The 21799-nt window shown below is 60.0% G+C and carries 21 protein-coding genes; 15 read left to right on the top strand and 6 right to left on the bottom strand.

Annotation, left to right across the window (positions count from 1 at the left end; genetic code table 11):
* Window positions 1-25 precede the first annotated feature (25 nt).
* The 3 genes from N902_RS0102475 to N902_RS0102465 all read right to left on the bottom strand — a co-directional run bounded on the left by N902_RS0102475 (window position 26) and on the right by N902_RS0102465 (window position 1418).
* The gene (locus N902_RS0102475) at window positions 26-271 is read right to left on the bottom strand and encodes a hypothetical protein (RefSeq protein WP_027369641.1); all 246 of its coding nucleotides are present in this window, start codon (window positions 269-271) and stop codon (window positions 26-28) included.
* 73 nt (window positions 272-344) lie between these two features.
* Entirely contained in the window at window positions 345-575 is a 231-nt protein-coding gene (locus tag N902_RS0102470) for a HypC/HybG/HupF family hydrogenase formation chaperone (RefSeq protein ID WP_027369640.1), read from the bottom strand.
* A 144-nt stretch (window positions 576-719) separates the two neighbouring features.
* Window positions 720-1418 carry an HAD family hydrolase gene (locus N902_RS0102465; protein ID WP_027369639.1) on the bottom strand — a complete coding sequence of 233 codons (699 nt, stop codon included), beginning with the start codon at window positions 1416-1418 and terminating at the stop codon, window positions 720-722.
* A gap of 323 nt (window positions 1419-1741) precedes the next feature.
* Between N902_RS0102465 and N902_RS0102460 the strand changes: the two genes are divergently transcribed.
* The 14 genes from N902_RS0102460 (at window position 1742) to pyk (ending at window position 18433) form a co-directional block, all read left to right on the top strand.
* Window positions 1742-2098 (top strand): NADH-quinone oxidoreductase subunit A, encoded by a 357-nt coding sequence (locus N902_RS0102460; RefSeq protein ID WP_027369638.1) that lies wholly within the window; start codon window positions 1742-1744, stop codon window positions 2096-2098.
* A complete protein-coding gene (locus tag N902_RS16050) occupies window positions 2089-2592 on the top strand; it encodes an NADH-quinone oxidoreductase subunit B (RefSeq protein ID WP_034621278.1) in 504 nt (167 codons plus the stop codon). Before N902_RS0102460 ends, N902_RS16050 begins: the two co-directional genes overlap by 10 nt.
* Window positions 2593-2649: 57 nt before the next feature.
* Window positions 2650-3207 (top strand): NADH-quinone oxidoreductase subunit C, encoded by a 558-nt coding sequence (locus N902_RS16045; protein WP_051564157.1) that lies wholly within the window; start codon window positions 2650-2652, stop codon window positions 3205-3207.
* Between the two features lie 2 nt (window positions 3208-3209).
* A complete protein-coding gene (gene nuoD, locus N902_RS0102445; RefSeq protein WP_034621276.1) occupies window positions 3210-4385 on the top strand; it encodes an NADH dehydrogenase (quinone) subunit D in 1176 nt (391 codons plus the stop codon).
* Between the two features lie 12 nt (window positions 4386-4397).
* On the top strand, window positions 4398-6371 hold the full coding sequence (locus N902_RS0102440) for an FAD-dependent oxidoreductase (protein ID WP_027369636.1): 1974 nt from the start codon (window positions 4398-4400) through the stop codon (window positions 6369-6371).
* The gene (gene fdhF, locus N902_RS20315) at window positions 6314-9127 is read left to right on the top strand and encodes a formate dehydrogenase subunit alpha (protein ID WP_482156179.1); all 2814 of its coding nucleotides are present in this window, start codon (window positions 6314-6316) and stop codon (window positions 9125-9127) included. The genes N902_RS0102440 and fdhF overlap by 58 nt, the downstream gene beginning before the upstream one ends.
* A gap of 12 nt (window positions 9128-9139) precedes the next feature.
* Window positions 9140-10117, top strand: a complete 978-nt coding sequence (nuoH, locus tag N902_RS0102425; protein ID WP_027369633.1) for an NADH-quinone oxidoreductase subunit NuoH — start codon at window positions 9140-9142, stop codon at window positions 10115-10117.
* A 69-nt stretch (window positions 10118-10186) separates the two neighbouring features.
* Window positions 10187-10690 carry a NuoI/complex I 23 kDa subunit family protein gene (locus N902_RS16040; protein ID WP_051564154.1) on the top strand — a complete coding sequence of 168 codons (504 nt, stop codon included), beginning with the start codon at window positions 10187-10189 and terminating at the stop codon, window positions 10688-10690.
* 59 nt (window positions 10691-10749) lie between these two features.
* On the top strand, window positions 10750-11262 hold the full coding sequence (locus N902_RS0102415) for an NADH-quinone oxidoreductase subunit J (RefSeq protein ID WP_027369632.1): 513 nt from the start codon (window positions 10750-10752) through the stop codon (window positions 11260-11262).
* Window positions 11263-11274: 12 nt separating this feature from the next.
* Entirely contained in the window at window positions 11275-11577 is a 303-nt protein-coding gene (nuoK, locus tag N902_RS0102410; protein ID WP_027369631.1) for an NADH-quinone oxidoreductase subunit NuoK, read from the top strand.
* Between the two features lie 15 nt (window positions 11578-11592).
* A complete protein-coding gene (nuoL, locus tag N902_RS0102405; RefSeq protein WP_027369630.1) occupies window positions 11593-13524 on the top strand; it encodes an NADH-quinone oxidoreductase subunit L in 1932 nt (643 codons plus the stop codon).
* Window positions 13525-13542: 18 nt separating this feature from the next.
* Complete coding sequence (locus N902_RS16035; protein ID WP_051564152.1) at window positions 13543-15171, top strand: NADH-quinone oxidoreductase subunit M; 1629 nt, start codon at window positions 13543-13545, stop codon at window positions 15169-15171.
* 2 nt (window positions 15172-15173) lie between these two features.
* Window positions 15174-16643, top strand: coding sequence for an NADH-quinone oxidoreductase subunit N (locus N902_RS0102395; RefSeq protein ID WP_051564151.1), 1470 nt, complete (start codon window positions 15174-15176; stop codon window positions 16641-16643).
* Between the two features lie 368 nt (window positions 16644-17011).
* Window positions 17012-18433 (top strand): pyruvate kinase, encoded by a 1422-nt coding sequence (pyk, locus tag N902_RS0102390; RefSeq protein WP_027369628.1) that lies wholly within the window; start codon window positions 17012-17014, stop codon window positions 18431-18433.
* 345 nt (window positions 18434-18778) lie between these two features.
* On the opposite strand, the gene N902_RS16030 is transcribed toward pyk, so the two are convergent.
* Together N902_RS16030 and N902_RS0102380 are read right to left on the bottom strand one after the other, a co-directional pair.
* The gene (locus tag N902_RS16030) at window positions 18779-19726 is read right to left on the bottom strand and encodes a rhomboid family intramembrane serine protease (RefSeq protein ID WP_051564149.1); all 948 of its coding nucleotides are present in this window, start codon (window positions 19724-19726) and stop codon (window positions 18779-18781) included.
* A complete protein-coding gene (locus N902_RS0102380; protein ID WP_027369627.1) occupies window positions 19704-20471 on the bottom strand; it encodes an alpha/beta hydrolase in 768 nt (255 codons plus the stop codon). The genes N902_RS16030 and N902_RS0102380 overlap by 23 nt, the downstream gene beginning before the upstream one ends.
* Window positions 20472-20685: 214 nt before the next feature.
* Here N902_RS0102380 and N902_RS18535 point away from each other — a divergent pair, with 214 nt between their 5' ends.
* The gene (locus N902_RS18535; protein ID WP_051564145.1) at window positions 20686-21093 is read left to right on the top strand and encodes a VanZ family protein; all 408 of its coding nucleotides are present in this window, start codon (window positions 20686-20688) and stop codon (window positions 21091-21093) included.
* A 3-nt stretch (window positions 21094-21096) separates the two neighbouring features.
* On the opposite strand, the gene pal is transcribed toward N902_RS18535, so the two are convergent.
* Complete coding sequence (gene pal / locus N902_RS0102370) at window positions 21097-21711, bottom strand: peptidoglycan-associated lipoprotein Pal (RefSeq protein ID WP_051564142.1); 615 nt, start codon at window positions 21709-21711, stop codon at window positions 21097-21099.
* Between the last annotated feature and the right edge of the window lie 88 nt (window positions 21712-21799).

Genomic DNA, 21799 nt, shown 5'->3' with positions numbered 1-21799 from the left:
GGCGAAACCTTTGTGTTGCGCCCATTCAAGTATCTGATTCCTGACCGGCGAAATGAGCGGAGATGACAGCTGCGTCCTCAGCAGAGGCCTTGACCCCCAAGGCCTTGGACCGTCCCCGACACACAAATTCACCGCCAATGCATTCCACTTCCCCGGCAGAAAGCACCCGGGCATAGGGAATCTGGTCCCGCATCTCCTCGTGCAGGATCCGGCCCGGGAACAGGATCGGGGTCTGGTGACCGCCGAAGTCTTCGAAGATTATGTACTTCATCAGTCGCTTCCTTCCTTGTTCCCCCACATCCAATCACGCGGGGCGCCCTGCACCGAACCATCGGGACCCAGGCTCAAGAGCCTTCCCCCGCCATCTCCTGCAGCAGAGCCAGGGTCTCCCGGGCCTCGCCCTCCTCCAGCCTGCGCAGGGCAAAGCCGGCATGGAGCAGGACATAGTCCCCGGCCCGGACCTCCTCGTCCATGAGCAGGAGGGAGGCCTCCACCTCGGTTTCCCCGCCGTGCACACTGCACACGGCGGTCTGCTCTCTGACCTCTGTCACCCGGGTAGGAACCGCCAGGCACATATCACAAGTCCTCCGTAGATTTGTCCACAGCTCGCAGTCCGGGCCCAGGCAAAACAGGCACCGTTGTCCCGCAAACGATCATCGAGTTTTTTTTACCTTCTGGACCACGGTCAGCATTCAGCCTAGCCCCGCGATTGTCCAGGGTCAACAAGTCCGGTCCCGGCAGTCCGCCTGGAGCAGCCCAAAACGGCTCAACTCGCGGACCAGGCTGTGGACGTCCGGAACCGAGAAATCCGGACCGTACCGGGCCAATTCTAAGCCCGATATCCGGCCGGTATGCACGGCCGCACTGCGTATCCCCGCCCTGTGGGCAGCCTGAATGTCCAGCCAATGGTCACCGACCATACAGCACTCCTCCGGCCGCACCCCGAGGGTCCGGATCGCCTGGAGCAGATGATCGGGATCGGGCTTGACCCGCTGCACATCCTCCCGGGCCAGGAGACAGTCCACCTCCTGCATGATCTGCGGATACACCGTTTTCACCGCCGGAGTGCAGTTCCGAGTAACTACTGCGGTCCGCACCCCCTTGTCCTGCAGTCCGGCCAGGACCCCTTGGGTGAACGGAAAGAGCCTGCCCCGGGCCGCCGCCTTCATTTCCAGACCGACCAGGCGCATCCTGCACCGGCTGCGGAACTCCAGGACGTCCTCCCTGGGGAGATCCCGGCTCATCCGGGCCGCCAGCTGATCGATCCATTCCAGCACCGGAGCAGTCGAAGCCTCCGGGGCCTGATCCATGAATACCGCAGCCAGTTCAGCAACCTGTCTGCGCATGGCCTCGAAATCTATATGCAGCTCAGCGAGCGTCCCGTCAAAATCAAACAACAGGCCTGCAATTCTGGTCATAGCCCTTCCAATCCATGAATCGCCTCCACATCCTCAAGTAAGGGCCCACGCCCACCAAACTGTGAACAGTTTGTACCTGCTTCCAGAACTTTTGCAACCCCGGCCCCGGCGGGGGCGGCCTTCAGCCCCGGGCCGAAGGCCTGGATTTTCGTCTGCGCAGCAATGTTGGAAAAGCGAAGTTGCGTTAAGTGATGACCTGCTTTTCCGGGAGATATTTTTTCTTGACCAGGGGTTGACTGGCAGACGGCCTCGTGCTAGTTCAGCATTTCACAAGCAGAGTATGCACGCCTCGGTACACACCCCTTTTCGGTGGAGGATCGGCTATGCTCCTGGAATACATCCCACTTGCCTACCTCATTCTCATTGCTGTGAGTTTCGGTCTGGTTACGGTTCTCCTGTCTTCCCTCCTCGGCCCGAGACGCCAAACTGCAGTCAAAGACGCCTCCTACGAATGCGGGCTGCCCAGTGAAGGCATCCAGTACACGCAGACCCCCATCAAATTTTATGTCGTCGCCTTGCTCTTTCTCATTTTCGACCTGGAGTGCGTCTTCCTCTATCCTTGGGCCGTCCACCTGGGCAGCCTGGGATTGGCCGGCTTTTTCGGGGTCCTGGTCTTCATCGGCATCCTGCTGGTGTGCTTTGTGTACGAATGGAAAAGCGGAGCATTGGAATGGGACTAGAATCACATCTGCACGGTGACAATCTTATCGTGAGCAGCGTGAACACCGTTGTCAACTGGGCACGCAAGAACTCGGTCTGGCCCTGCACCTTCGGGCTTGCCTGCTGCGCCCTGGAGATGATGGCCACCATGATGCCTCATTACGACATGGCCCGATTCGGGGCCGAGGTCTTCCGCCCCTCTCCCCGGCAATCCGACCTGCTCATTGTAGCCGGCACCGTAACTATGAAGATGGCTCCCCAGGTCAAGCGGGTCTATGACCAGATGGCCGAACCCAAATGGGTAATCGCCATGGGCGCCTGTGCCTGCGCCGGAGGGCAGTTCAGGAGCTACGCTGTGCTGCAGGGGGTGGACAAGATCATCCCTGTGGATATTTACGTCCCGGGATGCCCCCCGCGGATGGAAACCCTGCTGGCCTCCCTGATGACCCTGCAGGAAAAGATCAAGACCGAGCGGGTGGATATGCGCCAGGACAGCAGTGAACTGTCGGCGTAGCCCCCTGTTTCCGGACATGAACCATCCGGGATAACATTGAGTCCAGGAGGAATATGCATGGATAATTCCCAGGTGCTGGCCGCTGTGACCCAAGGCTTCCCTCAGGCAGTGGCCTCCTCGGACCAACCCTACGGACAGCTGCATCTCACTCTCAATCTCAAGGGGGACGACCTCCTCGCTTTCATGCGCTTTTTGCGGGACGATCCAGCCCTGCGCTACACCATGCTAACCGATATCACAGCCACGGATTGGACCCCGCGCACCCCGCGTTTCGACCTGGTCTACATCCTGTACTCCATAGCCAATACCCACCGGCTTGTCCTGCACCTTGCGGTGGCTGAGGACGAACCGGTCCCCTCGGTAGCCGGAGTCTGGCGCTCGGCGAATTGGGGGGAACGGGAAGTATACGACCTGATGGGCATCCATTTCCTAAATCACCCGGACCTGCGCCGCATCCTGACCTGGGATTCCTTTGAAGGCCATCCGCTGCGCAAAGACTTCCCCCTGCACGGCAACTACGATGTGGACGACTTCGACTTCCACACCCTGGAGGTCAACTCAGCCTTTGCCTCAGATATCGACCAGCCTTGCCGGATTCCAAACGCGCTGGAGTGATCATGAGCACACAAACAAAGACCATGCTCCTGAACATGGGGCCCCATCACCCGGCTACCCACGGGGTATTGCGGCTGGAACTCGAGCTCGAGGGCGAGACCATCGTCCGTGCCCACCCCCATGTGGGCTATCTGCACCGCGGGTTCGAAAAGATGGCCGAGCACAAGACCGCGCAGCAGATCATCCCCTTGACCGACCGCCTGGACTATGCCGCGGCCTCGGCCAACAACCTGGGATTCTGCACCGCCGTGGAAAAGCTTCTTGGCCTGGAGGTCCCCAAACGGGCGCAGTATCTGCGGGTCATAATGGCCGAGCTGGCCCGGATCATGAGCCATCAGCTCTGGCTGGGCACCCATGCTCTGGACATCGGGGCCATGACCCCCATCTTCTACGCCTTCGCCGACCGTGAACTGGCCATGGACATCACCGAGGAAGCCTCCGGATACCGGTTGACCCCGAGCTATATGCGCATCGGAGGTGTTTCCCAGGACATCACCCCTGAGTTTGTCCGCAAGGTCCGGGAGTTCGTCCGCAAGATGCCCAAGGCCATCGACGGGTACCACCAACTGCTGACCCAGAACGCCATCTGGATGAAGCGGACCAAAGGGATCGGAGTCATTCCGGCCGACACCGCCGTGGACTACGGCTTCACCGGCCCCAGTCTCCGCGGTTCCGGCATTGCTTATGATGTGCGCAAAGCCGCGCCCTACTCCAGCTACGAGGACTTTGACTTCCAGATCCCCATCGGAGAGGACGGGGACACCTACGACCGGTATCTGGTGCGCATGGAAGAGTTCACCCAGTCGGTCCGGATCATCGAGCAGGCCATCGAAAACCTGCCCCCGGGGCCGATTATGGCCGACAATCCCTGGACCACAAGCCCTGATCTGGAAGCTGTACGCCACAACGCGGACGATCTGATCCGCAGGTTCAAGATCGCCAGCCAAGGCTTTGCCTTTCCCCCAGGCGAGACCTATCACGCCGTGGAAGGGGCCAAAGGCGAGCTGGGCTTCTACCTGGTGGGCAACGGGGAAAACCACCCCTACCGAATGAAGATCAGATCCCCGGGGTATTACCTGGTCAGCGCGCTGCCCTACCTGGTCAAGGGACACATGATCGCAGACGTCATCACCCTGATCGGCAGCATCGACATCGTGCTGGGGGAAGTGGACCGCTAGGCAGTGGAGCATATGGAGCATACGGTTATGCAGCGCAATCTGATTTTTTCCAACTGGGGCCAATGGACACGCGGCTCAGAGAAGACGGATCATTCCGATCTCCCCCAATCCCTGAACCGGCACGGCCCGCTCAAGGCCTTTATGGGCTGGGATGGATTCATGGTCTGGGAGGAGGATGTCCATGTCGTGGACATGTGCCGGGCCTATATGCAGCGGGTCCAGCAGGAATCCTGCGGCCAGTGCTTCCCCTGCCGCCTGGGAACCGCCCTGATGGCCGACATCCTGGAGCGGATATGCAGCGGAAACGGCCATCCTGAGGACCTGGACCAGCTGGCTGAACTCGCCCGGCTGGTCACCAGCACCGCCAAGTGCGGGATCGGGGAAACAGGGCCACGGCCGATTCTGGATGCCCTGACCCACTACCGGCAGGAGTTCGAGCAGGCAGTTGCCCAAAACAATCCCATCCCCCGGGGTACATATCACTCCCTGGTCACTGCGCCCTGCACCAACGCCTGTCCGTCTCATCTGGACATTCCGGCGTATGTGGAAAAGATCCGCCTGGGGCAGTACAAAGAGGCCCTGGAGGTGGTCCGCAACGACTGCCCCATGCCGGCCACCATCGGACGGGTCTGCGTCCGGCCCTGCGAGATGAACTGCCGGCGGACCAAGCTGGACGAGCCTATCGCCATCAAGGCCTTGAAGCGCTTTTTGGTCGACTACGAGCAAAAGCGGTATCCGGAGGCAGCTCCGGTCCAGGACTCCGAGCAGGATGCAAACAAGGGGCCGGTGGCCATTGTCGGCGCCGGGCCGGCCGGTCTGTCCTGCGCCTACTATCTGGCCCAACGCGGATATCAATGCTCTATCTACGAATCTCTCCCCGAGCCGGGGGGCATGGCCGCGGTCGGCATTCCGGACTACCGCCTGCCCAGAGACGTCCTGCGCAAGGAGGTGGAGTATATCCAGAAGCTGGGGGTGAGTATCACCTACAACACGAACATCGGCCAGGATATTACCATTGCCGACCTTCGGGACAAGGGCTATCAGGCCGTATTCGTCGGGGCCGGGGCACCGGAATCCTCCAAGATGCGCTGTGAAGGGGAAGACGCTGGATATCAATGTTTTATGACCGGCGTGGAGTTCCTGCGCCGTATCGCCCAGGGCGAAAAGCCCCTGGAAGGCAAGCGGGCCGTGGTCATCGGCGGCGGAAATGTGGCCATGGACTGCGTGCGGTCCGCCCGGCGCCTGGGTTTCGAGGACGTCAACCTGGTTTACCGCCGGACCCTGAAGGAAATGCCCGCTGATCCGGTGGAGATCAAAGAGGCCAAGGAAGAAGGGATCGCCTTTCATTACCAGGTCCAGCCGGTCAAGATCCTGGCCGAGAACAACAAGGTCACCGGACTGGAATGCATCCGCATGGAGCTCGGAGAGCCGGATGAATCAGGACGCCGCCGGCCTGAGCCGGTGGAGGGATCCAACTTCGTTTTGGACTGCGACGTCATTATCCCGGCCATCGGGCAGACCTGCGTGGTGGACTGTGTCCTGCCGGACGAGCAGGGGGTGGAGCTGTCCAGGTGGAAGACCCTGGTCGTGGATCCGGTAACATTTCAGAGCTCCGAGCAGGACATCTTCGGAGGCGGGGACTGCATCACCGGTCCTGCCACCCTGATCGCCGCCCTGGCCGCCGGGAAAAAGGGGGCCAAGTATATCGATCAATACCTGCAGTCCGGGCAATGCCTGCCCGACGTCCACGACGAGCTGGAGAACTACATCTCCGAACTGGGCGTCTTCTACCCATTTGAAAAGATGCCCTATAAAGGAATGGACAAGCGTGCCCGCCAGCCCGCGCTGGATCCGGAAAAACGCATCGAGCACTTCGGGGAGGTCGAGGGCGGCTTCGACCAGGGTCAGGCCCTGCGCGAGGCCTCCCGATGCCTGCGGTGCTACAGGATCGGCATGGCCGCCGTCGCCCCGGATGCAGGCACCTAGTTCCCCCTTCCGGCCCGCAGATGAGCGGGCGCCTGGGCACCCGGAAGCTTTCGTTATCAGAGCACAGTGCACAATCGAGGCAAGCTATGGATCAGACACTCACCCTGAATGGTCAGGACGTCTCGTTTACACCGGGACAGACGATTCTTGAGGTCGCCGGCGAACACGGGGTGGCCATTCCCACCCTGTGTCACATGCAGCGTGCCGAACCCATCGGCTCCTGCCGGATCTGCGTTGTGGAAGTGGACGGCTGCAGCGAGCTCCTCCCGGCCTGCTCCACGCCGGCCAATGCCGGGATGCGCATCCAGACCCACTCCCAAGCGGTGATGGAGGCCAGACGGGAGATCCTCTCCATGCTGATGCATACCGGATATCATGACTGCCCGATCTGCGATCAGGGCGGGGAGTGCCGCCTCCAGGATCTGGTCTATGAGTACGGAGTGCAGCACGTGCCCATGCCCAAGCGGCCGGATCAGGGTGTTCCGGAGTACGCGACCCCGAACATCCGGTACTGGCCGGAACGCTGCATCCTCTGTCTTCGCTGCGTGACCGCCTGCAACGAGGTCCTGGGCATCGGGGCCATATCCATCCAGGGCCAGGGAAATCAGGCCCGGGTGGTCCCCCATCCGGAGCGCTGCGTATCCTGCGGGGAATGCCTCGCGGTCTGCCCCACCGGGGCGCTGACCGAAAACCTGAGCCGGTACAAGGGACGGTACTGGCTGGAGGACAGGACCCAGACCACATGCACCTACTGCGGCTGCGGCTGCCAGCTGGAGCTCAAGGTTCAGAACAACCGGGTCATCGGCATCGAAACTGAGCAGAACATCGGGGTCAACCGGGGCAGTCTGTGCGTCAAGGGCCGATTCGGATACGAGTTCATCGGCAGCCCGGAGCGGCTGACCACGCCCTTGATCCGCAAAAACGGCAAGCTGCGGGAAGCCTCCTGGGACCAGGCCCTGTCTTTGGTGGCCGAGCGGCTGGGCAAGATCAGATCCGAGTTCGGTGCAGACAGCATCGGCGGCCTGGCCTCGGCCAGATGCACCAATGAGGAAAACTACCTGTTCCAGAAATTTATGCGCGCAGTGGTGGGAACGAACAATGTCGACCACTGCGCCAGGCTCTGACACTCCTCAACGGTGGCCGGGCTGGCCGCCGCATTCGGGAGTGGGGCCATGACCAATCCCATAACCGACCTCCTGCACAGCAAGGTGATCCTGGCCACTGGGACCAACACCACAGAGAACCATCCCATCTTCTCCCAGTACGTCATCGAGGCCGTGCGCAAGCACGGGGCCAAGCTCCTGGTCATCGATCCGCGCCAGATCCCGCTCACCGAGCACGCCCACCTCTGGCTCCAGCCCAGGCCCGGCACGGATATCGCCTGGATCAACGGACTGATGCACATCATCATCCGGGACAAGCTGCACGATGTGGGCTATATAAAACAGCGGACCACCGGCTTCAAGGAAATGCGCGAGGTCGTGGACAAGTACACCCCGGAGTACGTGTCCTCCATCACCGGGCTCACGGTGCAGGAACTGGAGGAGGCGGCCAGGCTCTATGGGAGCAACCATCCGGGCGCGATCCTGTATGCCATGGGCATAACCCAGCACATCTGCGGCACGGACAACGTGAAGTCCCTGGCCAACCTGGCCATGCTCCGCGGGAACCTGGGGGTCCAGGGCGGGGGGGTCAATCCCCTGCGCGGACAGAACAATGTGCAAGGGGCCTGCGACTTGGGCGGACTGCCCAACGTCCTGACCGCATATCAGCAGGTAACCGATGCAGAGGTCCGCGGCAAGTTCGAGCGGGCCTGGAAGGTGGGCCCCCTTCCGGACACACCCGGCCTGACGGCAACCGAGATGTTTCCCGCCGCCCACAACGGGTCCCTGAAAGGCATGTACATCATGGGCGAAAACCCCATGCTCTCAGATCCGGACCAGGCCCATGTGGCCCAGTCCCTGGACAAGCTCGACTTTCTGGTGGTCCAGGACATCTTTTTGACCGAAACCGGCCAGAAGGCGGATGTTGTCCTTCCAGCGGCCTGTTTCGCGGAAAAGGAAGGGACCTTCACCAACTCGGAGCGCAAGGTGCAGCGGGTGCGCAAGGCTGTCAGTCCGCCCGGGGACGCCCGGGAGGACAGCTGGATCATTGCCCGCCTCGCGGCCAGGATGAACTTCCCCATGCAGTACGCCTATCCACAGGTCCTGGCTGAGATCAACGATCTGACCCCCAGCTATGCCGGAATAACGGCCAAGCGTCTGGAACAGGGACCACTGACCTGGCCCTGCCCCGATGCCGATCATCCCGGGACCCCCACCCTGCACGTCGGCAGCTTCTCCCGGGGCAGAGGAGCCTTCACTCCCATCGAGCATCTTCCTCCGGCTGAACAGCCGGATACCCAGTACCCATTTGTCCTCAGCACCGGAAGAGTCCTCCAGCATTACCATACCGGGACCATGACCCGGCAGGGACAGGGCCTGTCCCGCCTCTATCCGGAGGTCATGGCTGAGATCCACCCCCTGGACGCAGAGAAGCTGGGGCTTGCAGATGGGGACATGGTGACCATTGCCTCCAGGCGGGGACAAATCAATATCAAATCCTGGATTTGCGACCGCCCCGGCCCGGGTGTTGTCTTTGTCCCCTTTCATTTCCGGGAGTCTCCGATCAACGCCCTGACCAACTCCGCGCTGGACCCGGTGGCCAAGATCCCGGAGCTCAAGGTCTGCGCTGTCTCCATCCAGAAAGTTGCCTAAGGAGGATGGTCCATGCTGGAACTTATGATCATCACCATGATCAAGACCGTGGTCGTCATCAGCGTGTGCATGCTGGTGGTTACCTATCTGACCCTGGCTGAACGCAAGATCCTGGGCTTTATACAGTTCAGGCACGGGCCGAACCGGGTCGGCTACTGGGGGCTGCTGCAGCCCTTTGCCGACGGGATCAAGCTCTTTTTAAAGGAAGAGCTCACCCCCACAAACGCCGAACGACCCATTTACCACATCGCACCCATCATCAGCATAGCCTCGCCGATGATTATGCTGGCCCTGATTCCCTTCGGAGACACGGTCACCATCTTGGGCCGGGAAATCACCCTCTATCTGGCCAATCCGGACGTCGGGATCCTGATCATTCTGGCCCTGGGCACCCTGGGCGCCTACGGAGGGATGCTCGGGGGCTGGTCGTCCGGGAACAAGTACGGTTATACCGGCGGTCTGCGGGCCGCAGCCATCATCATCAGCTACGAGCTGTCCATGGCCTTCGCCGTTATCTGCGTGGTCATGCTCTCCGGATCTCTGAGTCTGGTCGGCATCGTCCAGGCTCAAGCCGGGATGTGGAACATCGTGTACGCCCCGGTGGCCTTTGTCATCTTCATCATCAGCGGCCTGGCCGAGCTGAACAGGACCCCGTTTGACATGCCGGAGGCGGAAGCGGAGCTCTGCTGCGGGTACAACGTGGAATACAGCAGCATGAAGTTCGCCCTCTTCTTCTTTGGAGAATACACCCATCTCTTCATCTTCGGCTGCCTGGTGACCACCCTGTTTCTGGGCGGCTGGCACGGCCCGGTCCTGCCCGGAGTGGTCTGGTTCTTCATCAAGACCCTGCTGGTGGTCTTCTTCTGCATCTGGCAACGGGCGACCTTTCCCAGGCTGCGCTACGATCAGGTCATGAAGCTGGAATGGAAGTTCCTCATGCCCTTGGCCATCGTCAACATCTTGGCCACCGCTCTGGTCTTGGCCGTGTAGAAAACACAACCTTGGGCAATAGAAACATATCTCCAGAGAGTCTAACCAGGTGCTCAACCGGAGCTGACCATGCACGACACAGACATCATTCGGGTCAGGGAAAAATGGAGCGGGAAGTTCAAATACGTCACTCCGCTGCTCAAAGGCCTGCAGTATACCTTCGGGAACCTGCTGTCCAAGCACAAGACGATTGAGTATCCCGAGCAGAAGCGCCCGGTGAGCCCGCGGTGGCGGGGACTGCACCGCCTGAATCGGGACGAGAATGGGCAGCTCCTCTGTGTTGCTTGCGGGCTGTGCGCCGCGGTCTGCCCGGCCCGGGCCATAGATCTCACCCCGTATGAACCGGAAAACGGAGAACGCTACCCCGAGGAGTTCGTCGTTGACGAGCTGCGGTGCATATTCTGCGGGTTCTGCCAGGAAGTCTGCCCCAGAGGGGCCATAACCTTGAGCACGGTATACGACTATGTTGATCACACCCGGGAAGACTTCCTGTTCTCCCTGGACAAACTGGACGACCCGGAACGCTTCAGGTTCCGATATCAAAGGAGCCTGGCCCAGAAGATCCTCGGCTGAGGGATCTGCGCCGGCATGTCCATGAAGCCTGTGTTGCCTATGCGAAGGAGATGAGATCCATGGCTGAACTCGGCATCCTCACATTTTTCGTCGTCCTGTCCGTTCTGTCCTCTCTTCTGGTGGTCTGCACCAGGAACATCGTGCACTGTGCCCTGTGGATGATCGTATCCTGCGTGGCCCTGGCCGGCATGTTCCTCCTCCTCCACCTGCAGTTCCTGGCTGTCCTGCAGATCATTGTCTATGCCGGAGCGATCATGATGTTCATCCTCTACGCCATCATGATGCTCAACCTGCGCTTCAGCTCCGGGGCCTATCTGCTCTGGAACCTGAAGACCCTGGGGCTGGTCATCCTGGTCGTCTTCATGGTCGGCCTCTTGGGCCTGGCCGAGCTCCTGCCGGCCCACTCCCCTCTCAGCGGCCCCTTTACCGTGCAGGCCATGGAAGAGATTGGAGAAGCCGGCATCCTGGCCACCCATATTTTCTCCGAGTACATCATTGCCTTTGAACTGGTGGCCGTGCTGCTCACCGCCGGCGTTGTCGGGGCCCTGGCCCTGGCCAAGAAAGACCGTTAAGGAGACAGCTGTATGGAATATCAAAGCGTGTTCCTCGGCCTGGGACTGGCCCTTTTTCTGATCGGAACAGCCGGCGCTCTGGTGCGCAGAACGGCCATAGTCGTGTTTCTGAGCATCGAGATCATGCTGGGCGGGGTAAACCTGGTCTTCCTGACCTTTGCCCGCAGCACCCAGAATGTCGAGGGGGCCTTCATGGTCTTGTGCGTCATGGCCGTGGCCGCTGTGGAAGCCGCAGTCGGCCTGGCCATCTTCTTCCGCATGTACCAAAAGACCGGTTCCATCGATGTGGAGCGGTTCAACCTGCTCAAATGGTAAGTCGAGGAGAGTGGCATGTTTGACTATATCTGGCTCATTCCGGTCTTTCCCCTGCTCGGGGTGCTCATCAACGGCCTTTTGGGCCGGCGCCTGGAAGAGGCGAACAAGTCCCTGATCCATTGGATAGCCTGTGCAGCAGTCGGGCTATCCTTTGTGCTCACTGTGGTCACCTTCTTTCAGCTTCTGGGCCTGCCCACCTCGGAACGGCTGGTGGAGTACATCTGGTTCGAATGGATCCGGGCCGGGGAGTTCAGCGTCTCCATCGCCTATCAGGTCGATCCCCTGTCCATGGTCATGTGCCTGTTCGTCACCGGTGTGGGCTTCCTGATCCACATCTACTCCATCGGCTACATGCTGCACAGCGAAGGCCGGTACTACCGGTACTTCACCTACCTGAACCTGTTCATGTTTTCCATGATCAATCTGGTGCTGGCCAACAACTTCCTGCTCATGTTCCTGGGCTGGGAAGGGGTGGGCATGTGCTCCTACCTGCTCATCGGCTTCTGGTTCGGCGATCTGAACAACGCCAAGGCCGGAAAGAAGGCCTTTATCACCAACCGGGTCGGCGACTTCGCCTTCCTGGTCGGCCTGTTCCTGCTGCTCATCGCCCTGGGCGAACACGGGGTCTGGTCCCTGCGGTTCACCGAGGTCTTCGAGCACGCCCACCTTCTGCCCCAGGCCGTGGTAACCGCTGTGTGCCTCCTCTTCTTCATCGGGTGCACGGCCAAATCCGCCCAGATCCCCCTCTACATCTGGCTGCCGGACGCCATGGCCGGCCCGACGCCGGTCAGCGCCCTGATCCACGCTGCAACCATGGTTACATCCGGGATTTATTTCGTGGCCAGAAGCAATGTGCTCTACTCCATGTCCCCGGTAAGCCTGCAGGTGGTGGCCGTGATCGGTGCCCTGACCGCGTTTGTCGCCGCCACCATAGCCCTGACCCAGAACGACATCAAAAGGGTCTTGGCCTACTCCACCGTCAGCCAGCTGGGATACATGTTCCTGGGCCTGGGGGTCGGCGCGTTCAGCGCCGGCATATTCCATGTGGTTACCCACTCCTTCTTCAAGGCCCTGCTCTTTCTCTGCGCCGGCAGCGTGATGCATGCCCTGGCCAATGAGCAGGACATGCGCAACATGGGCGGGATGCGTAAAAAGATCCCGGTCACCTACATAACCATGCTCCTGGGCACCCTGGCCATTGCCGGCTTTCCGGGTCTGTCCGGATTCTTCAGCAAGGACGAGATCCTGTGGTACACCTTTGCCAACGGGCATCCGGTGCTGTGGTTCATTGGGGTGGTAACCGCCGGAATGACGGCCTTCTACATGTTCCGGCTGATCTTCATGACCTTTTTCAACGAATGCCGCGCGTCTCAGGAGGTCCAGAAGCATATCCATGAATCGCCGAAATCCATGACCGTCCCCATGTCCGTTCTGGCCATCCTGTCGGTCATCGGCGGAGCCATCGGCGTTCCCGCCGTCCTGGGCGGGAGCAACCGAATAGAGCATTTCCTGGAACCGGTCATGCACCATGCCGGAGGCCACGGCCACCATTCGGTGAGCACGGAGTACCTGCTCATGCTCATCTCCGTGGTCATCGTGTTCATCGGCATCGGGCTGGCCTACACCATGTATGTGCGCAAACGCCACATTCCGGCCGAATTGGCGGTCAAATTCAAATGGCTGTACACGGCCATGCTCAACAAATGGTATGTGGACGAGATTTACGGCGCCCTTTTCGTCCGTCCCCTGCACGCAGTGAGCACCTTCCTGTGGAAGGGCTTCGATGTGCGGGTCATCGACGGTGCCGTGAACGGAGTGGCCCACGCCGTGGGTTGGTGCGGGAGCAGGCTGCGGATCGTTCAGAGCGGATATGTCCAGGCCTACGCTATATCCTTTCTGTTCGGGGCCATGCTCTTGGTCGTGTATTCAGTCTTTGCCCTGGTCTAGGATCACAAGGAGTCGTCGATGAGTCTCACTGGCGTGCCCATTCTCAGCATCCTGACCTTTCTCCCCCTGGCGGGAGTACTGGTCGTCGCCGTCATGCCCGGATCCGGTCCCGGAGCAGCCAAGAGGTTCTGGTCCGTGGGCCTGGCCGTATCCCTTTTGGAGTTCGCGATCTCCATCCCGGTGCTCATAGCCTTTGATCCTGCTGTGGCCGGAATGCAGTTCACCGAACACCGGGCCTGGATCGAAAGCCTGGGCATCAGCTACTCCCTGGGCCTGGACGGGATCAGCCTCTGGCTGGTCATGCTGACCACCTTCTTCGTCCCTCTGTGCATCTTGTGCTCGTTTACCTATATCCAGAAAAAGATACGGGAATACATCATCAGCTTCCTGCTCATCGAGACCGCCATGATCGGGACCTTCCTGGCAATGGATCTGGTCCTGTTCTATGTATTCTGGGAGCTGATGCTCATCCCCATGTTCCTGCTCATCGGGATCTGGGGAGGCGAGCGGCGGATATACTCCGCGGTCAAGTTCTTCCTGTACACAGCTGTGGGCAGCATCTTCATGCTGGTGGCCATCGTTGTCCTCTACTTCCACCATCAGCAGGCCACAGGGGAGGCGTCCTTCTATCTCTTCAGCCTTCTTGATCTGCATATCCCGGTGGAGATGCAGTTCTGGCTCTGTGCGGCCTTCTTCCTGGCCTTTGCCATCAAGGTCCCCATGTTCCCCCTGCATACCTGGCTTCCGGATGCCCACGTGGAGGCCCCCACCGCCGGCAGCGTGATCCTGGCCTCAATCCTGCTCAAAATGGGGACCTACGGGTTCATCCGCTTTGCCATGCCCTTGTTTCCTTACGCCACTCATCAGTTCATTCCCATCATTGCCGGTCTGGGAGTGATCGCCATCGTCTACGCCGCTCTGGTTTCCTGGGTCCAGCCGGACATCAAAAAGCTGGTGGCCTACTCCAGCGTGAGCCACATGGGCTACGTCCTGGTCGGCCTGTTCGCCTTGAACATGCAGGGGGTCCAGGGCGGGATCTATCAGATGCTCAACCACGGCTTGTCCACCGGGGCGCTCTTTTTGCTGGTGGGGATGATCTATGAGCGACGACATACCCGGCTTATGGAGGAGTTCGGGGGCCTGGCCAAGATCATGCCCGTGTTTGCCACCTTCTTGATGATCGCCACCCTGGCCTCTGTGGCCGTACCCGGAACCAACGGATTTGTCGGAGAGTTTCTGATCCTTTTGGGTGCATTCAAGAGCTATCCCCTCCTGGCGATCATCGCTACCTCCGGAGCCCTGTTCAGCGTCATCTATATGCTCTGGATGTATCAGCGGGTCATGTTCGGGCCGGTGGACAAGCCCCAAAACGCCGGGCTTTCGGATCTCAACTGGCGGGAAACCGTGACCATGCTGCCCATAGCGGTGCTGATCATCGTCATGGGAATCTTCCCCGGGCTGTTCCTGCGCCAGATGGATGCCTCAGCCGAACGCTTCATCCATACGGTCAAAAGCAGATACCAGACCTATGTGGCCCTGGAGGAACAACGGCTGCCCAACGGGCACCAGATCGCCCTGTGGACTGATCTCATTCCGGGAGAACCCGAAATCCGGGAAGGTGTGAGCCCAACGCACGGAGGACGGTAATCATGCATTTTGAATTTGCGGCCCCCATTATCCCGGTGCAGGCCATCCTGCCCCAAATCATCCTGGTCCTGACCGGGCTCGCGGTCCTGGTTGCGGATGTCCTGGTCAAGGAGAAATCCCGCTTCTTCCTCCCCGGGCTGAGCATGCTCGGGGTTTTGATCAGTGCAGGATTCGTGCTCGGCAACCTCGCACCCCAGACCGAAACCTACCAAAGCATGGTCTATGCCGACGGGTTTGCCGCCTTTCTCAACCTGACCATCTGGCTCGTGGTTTTTTTGACCATCCTGGTCTCTGTCAACTATCACCGGTTTTTCCCCCACATGGGCACCGGTGAGTACTATTCCCTCCTCCTTTTTGCCGCAGTGGGCATGTCCTTCATGGCCTGCTCCGGACACTTGATCCTCATCTTTGTCGCGTTAGAGCTGATGTCGGTCTGCGTCTATGTCCTGACCGGCTTTCACCGCAACAACGATCGATCCATCGAAGCGGCCCTGAAGTATTTCCTCCTCGGCGCCTTTGCCTCCGCATTTCTCCTTTTGGGCTTCGCCTTCCTGTACGGGGCGACCGGGACTCTGGATCTGCCCGAAATGAGCCGCTTCATCGCCCAGAACCCTGAGTCCGTTTCCTCCGGATGGCTGATCCTCGGTCTGCTCATGTCCATAACCGGGTTTGGGTTCAAGATCTCCATGGTTCCCTTCCACATGTGGACCCCGGATGTGTATCAGGGAGCCCCCACAGTGGTCACCGCCTTCATGGCCACCGGGGTCAAGGCTGCAGCCGTCGCCGCCCTGGTCCGGGTGCTCATGGTCACCCTGGAACCCATGGCCGTGAACTGGACCATGATCCTTTGGGTCGCGGCAGTGGCCACCATGTTTGCCGGGAATATCATCGCCTTGGTCCAGGAGGACATCAAGCGCATGCTGGCCTACTCCAGCATCGCCCACGCCGGCTACCTGCTCATTGGCTTTGTGGCCGGGACCGAGATGGCCCAGGCAGGCATCCTCTACTACCTTTTGGCCTACGCCTTGATGAACATCGGCGCATTCGGGGTGATCACCCTCCTGGGCCGGGACGGGGAGGAATACTCCACCCTTACCGACTTTTCCGGGCTGGGCCTGAAAGCACCGGCCATGGGCCTGGCCATGGCCATCTTCATGTTCTCCCTGGCCGGGATCCCGCCCACTGCCGGTTTCATGGGCAAGTTCTACATCTTTGCCGCCGGCATTAAGTCCGGCTTTGTCTGGCTGGTGGTCTTGGGGGCAATCAACAGCGTTATTTCCTTCTACTATTATCTGCGGGTCATTGTGACCATGTATTTTTCTCCTGCTGCCCAAAGCCCGAGTGTCCTTCCGTCCACCACCGCCCCTCTGACCGTGGCCCTGAGCGTGGCTGCGGCCGGTGTGTTGGCCATGGGCGTCTTTCCCTCCATGTTCTGGACCCTGGCCCAGAGCTCTATCTTTTCTCTGACCTAGGTTGCGCACACCACCAGCCGTTGACTCGAAGAGCCGGGAGATGACTCCCGGCTCTTCTCTATTGTCCTGGTGGCGGCTGTATCTCTGCTGCCGCGCAGGCGAACGATCCCGGATTCCTTCTTCGTCCCCTGAAGAAAAACGGCTGCAATGACCGCTTGTCAAGGAGGTCAACTGCTCGTAGGATGAGCAGTACGTGCAGGGAAGGGCGGCCCTTCCCTGCCAGCCGGCAGACGATTTCTGGCTCTTCGACACAGAAAGTGGAATTGCATACAGAAGAGACGGCAAACTCCAAAAATCCACAGGTTACGTCGAAGAACCCAATTTCTTCTATTTTGCTCTCTTGTGCACAGCGACCACGGGGAATGACCATGCGCATAAAGACCGTCGCCACCCTGGGCCCCAAGTCCCTGGCCAAAGAAACCATGCAGGCCATGGTAACCTGCGGCGTGCGGATTTTCCGCCTCAATTTTTCCCACGGACAGGCCGAGGACTTTGCGCCCACTGTGGGTATGATCCGGGAGCTGGAACAGGAAATGGACCTTCCCCTGACCATAATGGGGGATTTAAGCGGCCCCAAGATCAGGATAGACGAGGTCCAGGACTCTCCTGTGAACGTGGAAAAGCACGACCGGGTCAGCCTTGGCCTGCCCCAGGCTAGGGACAAGGCCCCTCAATCCCCCTTTATCAGCTTAAGCGTACCGGAGCTGCTCCAGGACCTGCAGGAAGGCATGGAGGTTGCCTTGAGCGACGGGATGCTGCGCTTTAGGGTCCAGGAAGTCATCGAACCCCACACCCTGTTCACCCTGCAGGCTGAAAATGCCGGACTGCTTTCCTCGCACAAGGGGATCACCTTTCCGGGCAAGGATGTCCCCCTGGCGGCAATGACGGACAAAGACCGGGCCGATCTTGAGGCCGGGCTGGATATCGGCATCGACTGTTTCGCCCTGTCTTTTGTCCAAAGCGAAAAAGACATTCAAGACCTCCGCCTGGCCATGCAGGAACACGGACATACAGTCCCGATCATTGCCAAGCTGGAGCGGGCCAGGGCCGTTGATCGCCTGGACGCCATCCTGGAGCAGGCCGACGGGATCATGGTCGCCCGGGGTGATCTGGGGCTGGAATGCCCCCTGCCCCAGCTCCCGATCCTGCAGAAGCAGATCATCCGCGCCTGCCGGCATGCCCAGAAATTCTGCATTGTGGCCACCCAAATGCTTCTGTCCATGGTTCAGAATCCCTTGCCCACCCGGGCCGAGACCACGGACGTGGCCAATGCGATTATGGACGGGGCCGACTGCGTGATGCTCTCCGAAGAGACCGCAGTGGGCAACTACCCGGTGGAGGCAGTCTGCTTCATCCAGGAGATCGCCGGCCAGGCCGAGTCCTACCTTTTGGAACGGATGCAGGGCCCGTACCGGCCGAAGATTGAAAAAAACCCGGCCAAATACCTGGCCTATTCCGCCTGCCTCCTGGCCGACAATACGGAAAGCATCGCCTTGGCCTGCCACTCCACCAGCGGAACCACAGCCAGGCTGCTCTCCAGCCGCCGCCCGGCCCAGCCCATCTATGCCCTGACCCCTGACATGGGCATCATCCGGCTGCTCAACTTTTACTGGGGAGTCCGGCCCAAATTGACCGGCTGCGATCTCTCCAACCACCTGGATCGGGTGGAGACGTTTGTCCAGGAGTGCCCCTTGTTCCTGCCCGGGGACAGGGTGGTGATCACCTCCGGTCAGCCCACTCCCGGCCAACAGGAAAAGCACACCAATCAAATCAAGATCTACACCAAATAAAATCGACTCTTGGACACAGAAAGTGGAACTGCCTACATAAGAGTTTGCCGTCTCTTTTGTGTGCCGTAAGCGGCAGGCCCGCACATTTTCTTGGTCCCGCCAAAAGGGGGAAGCACAGGCACTCACATGCATGATATGCTCAGTCCATCTGAAGGCAATGTCCATCATGTGAGTGCCTGGAGGGGGCGAGGGATCCCCCTTTGGCGGGAATGAGAAAATACCGGGCCGAAAGTGGGCACACAGAAGAAATGGCAAACGCCAAAACTCCATAGGCTAGGTCGAAGAACCAAAATTGTATATGCCTATGGGCAGCTTTTCCATGATTTGCTCCAAGCACTGATTATCTTACACGATTACAGCCAGCATCCAGGCCGTGAGTATCAAAGCGAAAGCACATAGGCCGCACAGATTTTGGGGCAGATGATCCAGGGTCCCTCTCTCCAGCCCAGATTTGCGCAAACCAAAGATGAGGGCCAGGCCGACGACAAATCCAGACAGATGCGCTCCCACGTCGGTGCGTTCCCCCCCGCTTCCCAGCCAGGCCAACAAGACCAGACCTGCTCCCAGAGGAGCCAATGCCGCTGGCCATCTTTTTGCCCGAGGTGACCCCATCCCGCTGAGCAGACCCAAACCGGCAAATACAGCAGTCGACGCCCCAATAGCCAAATGGGGCGGTCCCTGGATGAGGACATTGAGGGCATTGGCTAGGCCGGCGGCCGCAATGGTCAACAACCAAGCTATGCCGCCGCCTGTCTCTTGGCAAAGCAGGTGCATGAACAAGCCACCGAAGACTATATTGGAGAGCAGATGTTTTGCATCGGCATGCAGGGTCAGGCTGGTCAAAGCACGCCACCACTGTCCCTGCTCGAGCATAGCCCGGCCATCCACCCTGCCCAGCTGCAGCCATTGGATGTCATCAATCCCGAAAAGCTTTATCTGGTGCTGGCTTATCCCATGCCACAGGGCCAGTGCGAGCATGATCCAAAACACGGACTCAGTTGAGCCATTGCCCTTCCGCGCGGCGTTGACATCCGTGACAAACTGGGCATTTTCAGCCTCAAAAAGAACGATTTGTTCTCTGGCCTTTTGTGCGCTGTCCCGGGATAGAGAGAGGGCGGCCCCCATCTTGTGCTGGACGATCCTGTGCGGGATGTGCATGGAGCAGAGCACAAGAGACCAGTCCTGAAGGATTTGCTCCGCATCCATTGGAGAGTCAGGGGATGCTGGACGCACATAGGCCTGCTCCCCGTCTGTCTCTTCGATCAGGATCTCAGTCTGCGCCTGCGATGTCATTGCGGTCCAAAAAGTGCAGAACAGCCTGCTGCACCTTGTCCTTGGTTTCCACATGGGTGGTCAGCAGATGCCTGCTGGTGTGCTCTTCAGTTATGGGCAACAGCTCCATTCTGCGCGCCTTGGAAGAGACCCCGCGCAGTATATGCCAGGCGTTGTCCACCGGAACTGTCCGATCCTGGGGGGAGTGCAGGACCAGGAGAGGGGCGGTAATCCGGTGCAGATTCCGATACACCGGCCGCAGTCCTTTGATCAAGCTGTGCAGGGGATGGAGGGCCTGAATCCCCTCGTATCCTGCATGAGGGGCTATGGCCATGGCCTGTTTCGAGGTTTCAGGGACCAAAACTATGGGGCGCAGGTGACGGAGCAGGGAGACCAGGGGCAAAAGCCGGCTTGCCCCCTTCCAGGGAAAAAGGGTATACAGAAAGACCGGAGCGGCGATGGTCACCACCCCGGCCAAGGAGTATCGTTCGGCCAGGTTCAAGGCCAGACTGCCGCCCATGGACAGACCGATGACCACACACGGTCCCCGGGCCCGCATTTCCTGCACCTGCTCCTCTGCGGCCTGAAGCCAATGTGTAAACCTGGAGCGGGCAAATGCCTCCGGTGTCTCTTTGTGTCCGGGCAGGCACGGGGTCCGGACCGGCAGCCCCTGGTTCTCCAGGGCCCGGGCCAGCGGGGAGACATCGTACGGTGCTCCCCCATACCCGTGCAGGAGGAGACAGGACGGCGCAGGGGACATATTCATGATGGTCCAGTGCTTGATGTGTGCACGCTGCACGCGGAGGCGGGCAAAGAGGTCTCCGCCAGCCGGATGCAATACAAGTCATGCCCCGGGCACGGCCCACAGGAGAACCAGTAAGGATCATTCCCTGCGCACCGCATATCCACACCGGCACTCAGGAGTATTCAGGCGGATCAGTCTCTGAACTCTGCTGCCTCATCCCCAAACCAGGAGCGGCATGTCCAGCTCGAACCCAAATATATCACCGGCCGTTCACCGCCTGCAGCAGGTCATCCTCTGGTGCTGGATGATCTCCATGGGGTGCGTCCTATACGGCTCTTTGAGCCCGGACCTCAGCGTGGACATCCGGATCCAGAACTCGGACAAGATAATGCACGCCCTGGCCTATGCCTGGCTGGCCCTGGGGGCCAGGATGAGCTTCATTCCCGCCTCCAAGTCATTTGGGCTGGGCCTCTTCCTCCTTGGTCTGGGCCTGGGCATAGAGCTGGTCCAGAGCGTAATTCCGGGGCGCTTTTTCTCCTGGGCGGACATCCTGGCCAACTTCCTGGGCATACTGTCCGGGCTTGCTGCAGCCGCGGGCATCAGCCGTACCGGGGTCCGCTTCCTGGCCCACCTGATTCAATAGGCCCTAGTCGGCCACCCGAAACTCGCATCTACGGTTCTTGGCCCAGGCCTCTTCGGTGTTTCTGGGGTCCAAGGGCCGCTCCTCCCCATAGCTGATAATGTTCATCCGATCCGGATCTATCCCCAGAAGGACCATGAACTCATAGGCCGCCCTGGCCCGCCGTTCGCCCAGAGCAAGGTTGTACTCATCGGTTCCCCGGCTGTCGCAGTGCCCTTCTATGGTCAGGTCGATATCCGAATGCCGGTCCAGGATCTCCGCCTTTTTCTTCAGGGTCTGCCGGGCATCGACCCGGAGCTCGTAGGAGTCAAAGGCAAAATGGATGCGCTTTGTCAGCTCCTGAACGGCTTGCTCCTTCTGCTGTTCGTCCTTGGCCTGCTCCGCTTTCGCCTTTTCCCGGCGCGCTTGCTCCTTCAGCCGGTATTCTTCCATTTCCTCGGCGGTCATCTGGGATGTCCCGTCCCCGGCCACCCCGGTGCCGTTGGCCGAGTACGCTCCCGCTTGGTCCGCGCTCAACCCCTCGGACCCGCTGCCGACGGGCTTTCGAGCACAGCCCTGCACCAGGAGCACAAGGACCGCACACCCCACTACACATACTGTCATCCATCCATATCTGCGCATACTCTCCTCCTTGGCTGATAGGGGTTCACAAATGGCTCCCGACGCGGGCCCCTTACTGCACCTTGCGCCCGCTGCACAGGAGCAGTGG

The sequence above is a fragment of the Desulfovermiculus halophilus DSM 18834 genome (genome assembly GCF_000620765.1).
Lineage (GTDB): Bacteria > Desulfobacterota > Desulfovibrionia > Desulfovibrionales > Desulfothermaceae > Desulfovermiculus > Desulfovermiculus halophilus.
Note: the sequence above shows the minus strand (reverse complement) of the source record. Positions and strands in the feature narration are given on the sequence as shown.

Bases quoted from the DNA above. Each gene is read 5' to 3' on its own strand.
- N902_RS0102475 (WP_027369641.1), bottom strand. From the start codon at position 271: ATGAAGTACATAATCTTCGAAGACTTCGGCGGTCACCAGACCCCGATC.
- N902_RS0102470 (WP_027369640.1), bottom strand. From the start codon at position 575: ATGTGCCTGGCGGTTCCTACCCGGGTGACAGAGGTCAGAGAGCAGACC.
- N902_RS0102465 (WP_027369639.1), bottom strand. From the start codon at position 1,418: ATGACCAGAATTGCAGGCCTGTTGTTTGATTTTGACGGGACGCTCGCT.
- N902_RS0102460 (WP_027369638.1), top strand. From the start codon at position 1,742: ATGCTCCTGGAATACATCCCACTTGCCTACCTCATTCTCATTGCTGTG.
- N902_RS16050 (WP_034621278.1), top strand. From the start codon at position 2,089: ATGGGACTAGAATCACATCTGCACGGTGACAATCTTATCGTGAGCAGC.
- N902_RS16045 (WP_051564157.1), top strand. From the start codon at position 2,650: ATGGATAATTCCCAGGTGCTGGCCGCTGTGACCCAAGGCTTCCCTCAG.
- nuoD (WP_034621276.1), top strand. From the start codon at position 3,210: ATGAGCACACAAACAAAGACCATGCTCCTGAACATGGGGCCCCATCAC.
- N902_RS0102440 (WP_027369636.1), top strand. From the start codon at position 4,398: ATGGAGCATACGGTTATGCAGCGCAATCTGATTTTTTCCAACTGGGGC.
- nuoH (WP_027369633.1), top strand. From the start codon at position 9,140: ATGCTGGAACTTATGATCATCACCATGATCAAGACCGTGGTCGTCATC.
- N902_RS16040 (WP_051564154.1), top strand. From the start codon at position 10,187: ATGCACGACACAGACATCATTCGGGTCAGGGAAAAATGGAGCGGGAAG.
- N902_RS0102415 (WP_027369632.1), top strand. From the start codon at position 10,750: ATGGCTGAACTCGGCATCCTCACATTTTTCGTCGTCCTGTCCGTTCTG.
- nuoK (WP_027369631.1), top strand. From the start codon at position 11,275: ATGGAATATCAAAGCGTGTTCCTCGGCCTGGGACTGGCCCTTTTTCTG.
- nuoL (WP_027369630.1), top strand. From the start codon at position 11,593: ATGTTTGACTATATCTGGCTCATTCCGGTCTTTCCCCTGCTCGGGGTG.
- N902_RS16035 (WP_051564152.1), top strand. From the start codon at position 13,543: ATGAGTCTCACTGGCGTGCCCATTCTCAGCATCCTGACCTTTCTCCCC.
- N902_RS0102395 (WP_051564151.1), top strand. From the start codon at position 15,174: ATGCATTTTGAATTTGCGGCCCCCATTATCCCGGTGCAGGCCATCCTG.
- pyk (WP_027369628.1), top strand. From the start codon at position 17,012: ATGCGCATAAAGACCGTCGCCACCCTGGGCCCCAAGTCCCTGGCCAAA.
- N902_RS16030 (WP_051564149.1), bottom strand. From the start codon at position 19,726: ATGACATCGCAGGCGCAGACTGAGATCCTGATCGAAGAGACAGACGGG.
- N902_RS0102380 (WP_027369627.1), bottom strand. From the start codon at position 20,471: ATGAATATGTCCCCTGCGCCGTCCTGTCTCCTCCTGCACGGGTATGGG.
- N902_RS18535 (WP_051564145.1), top strand. From the start codon at position 20,686: ATGTCCAGCTCGAACCCAAATATATCACCGGCCGTTCACCGCCTGCAG.
- pal (WP_051564142.1), bottom strand. From the start codon at position 21,711: ATGCGCAGATATGGATGGATGACAGTATGTGTAGTGGGGTGTGCGGTC.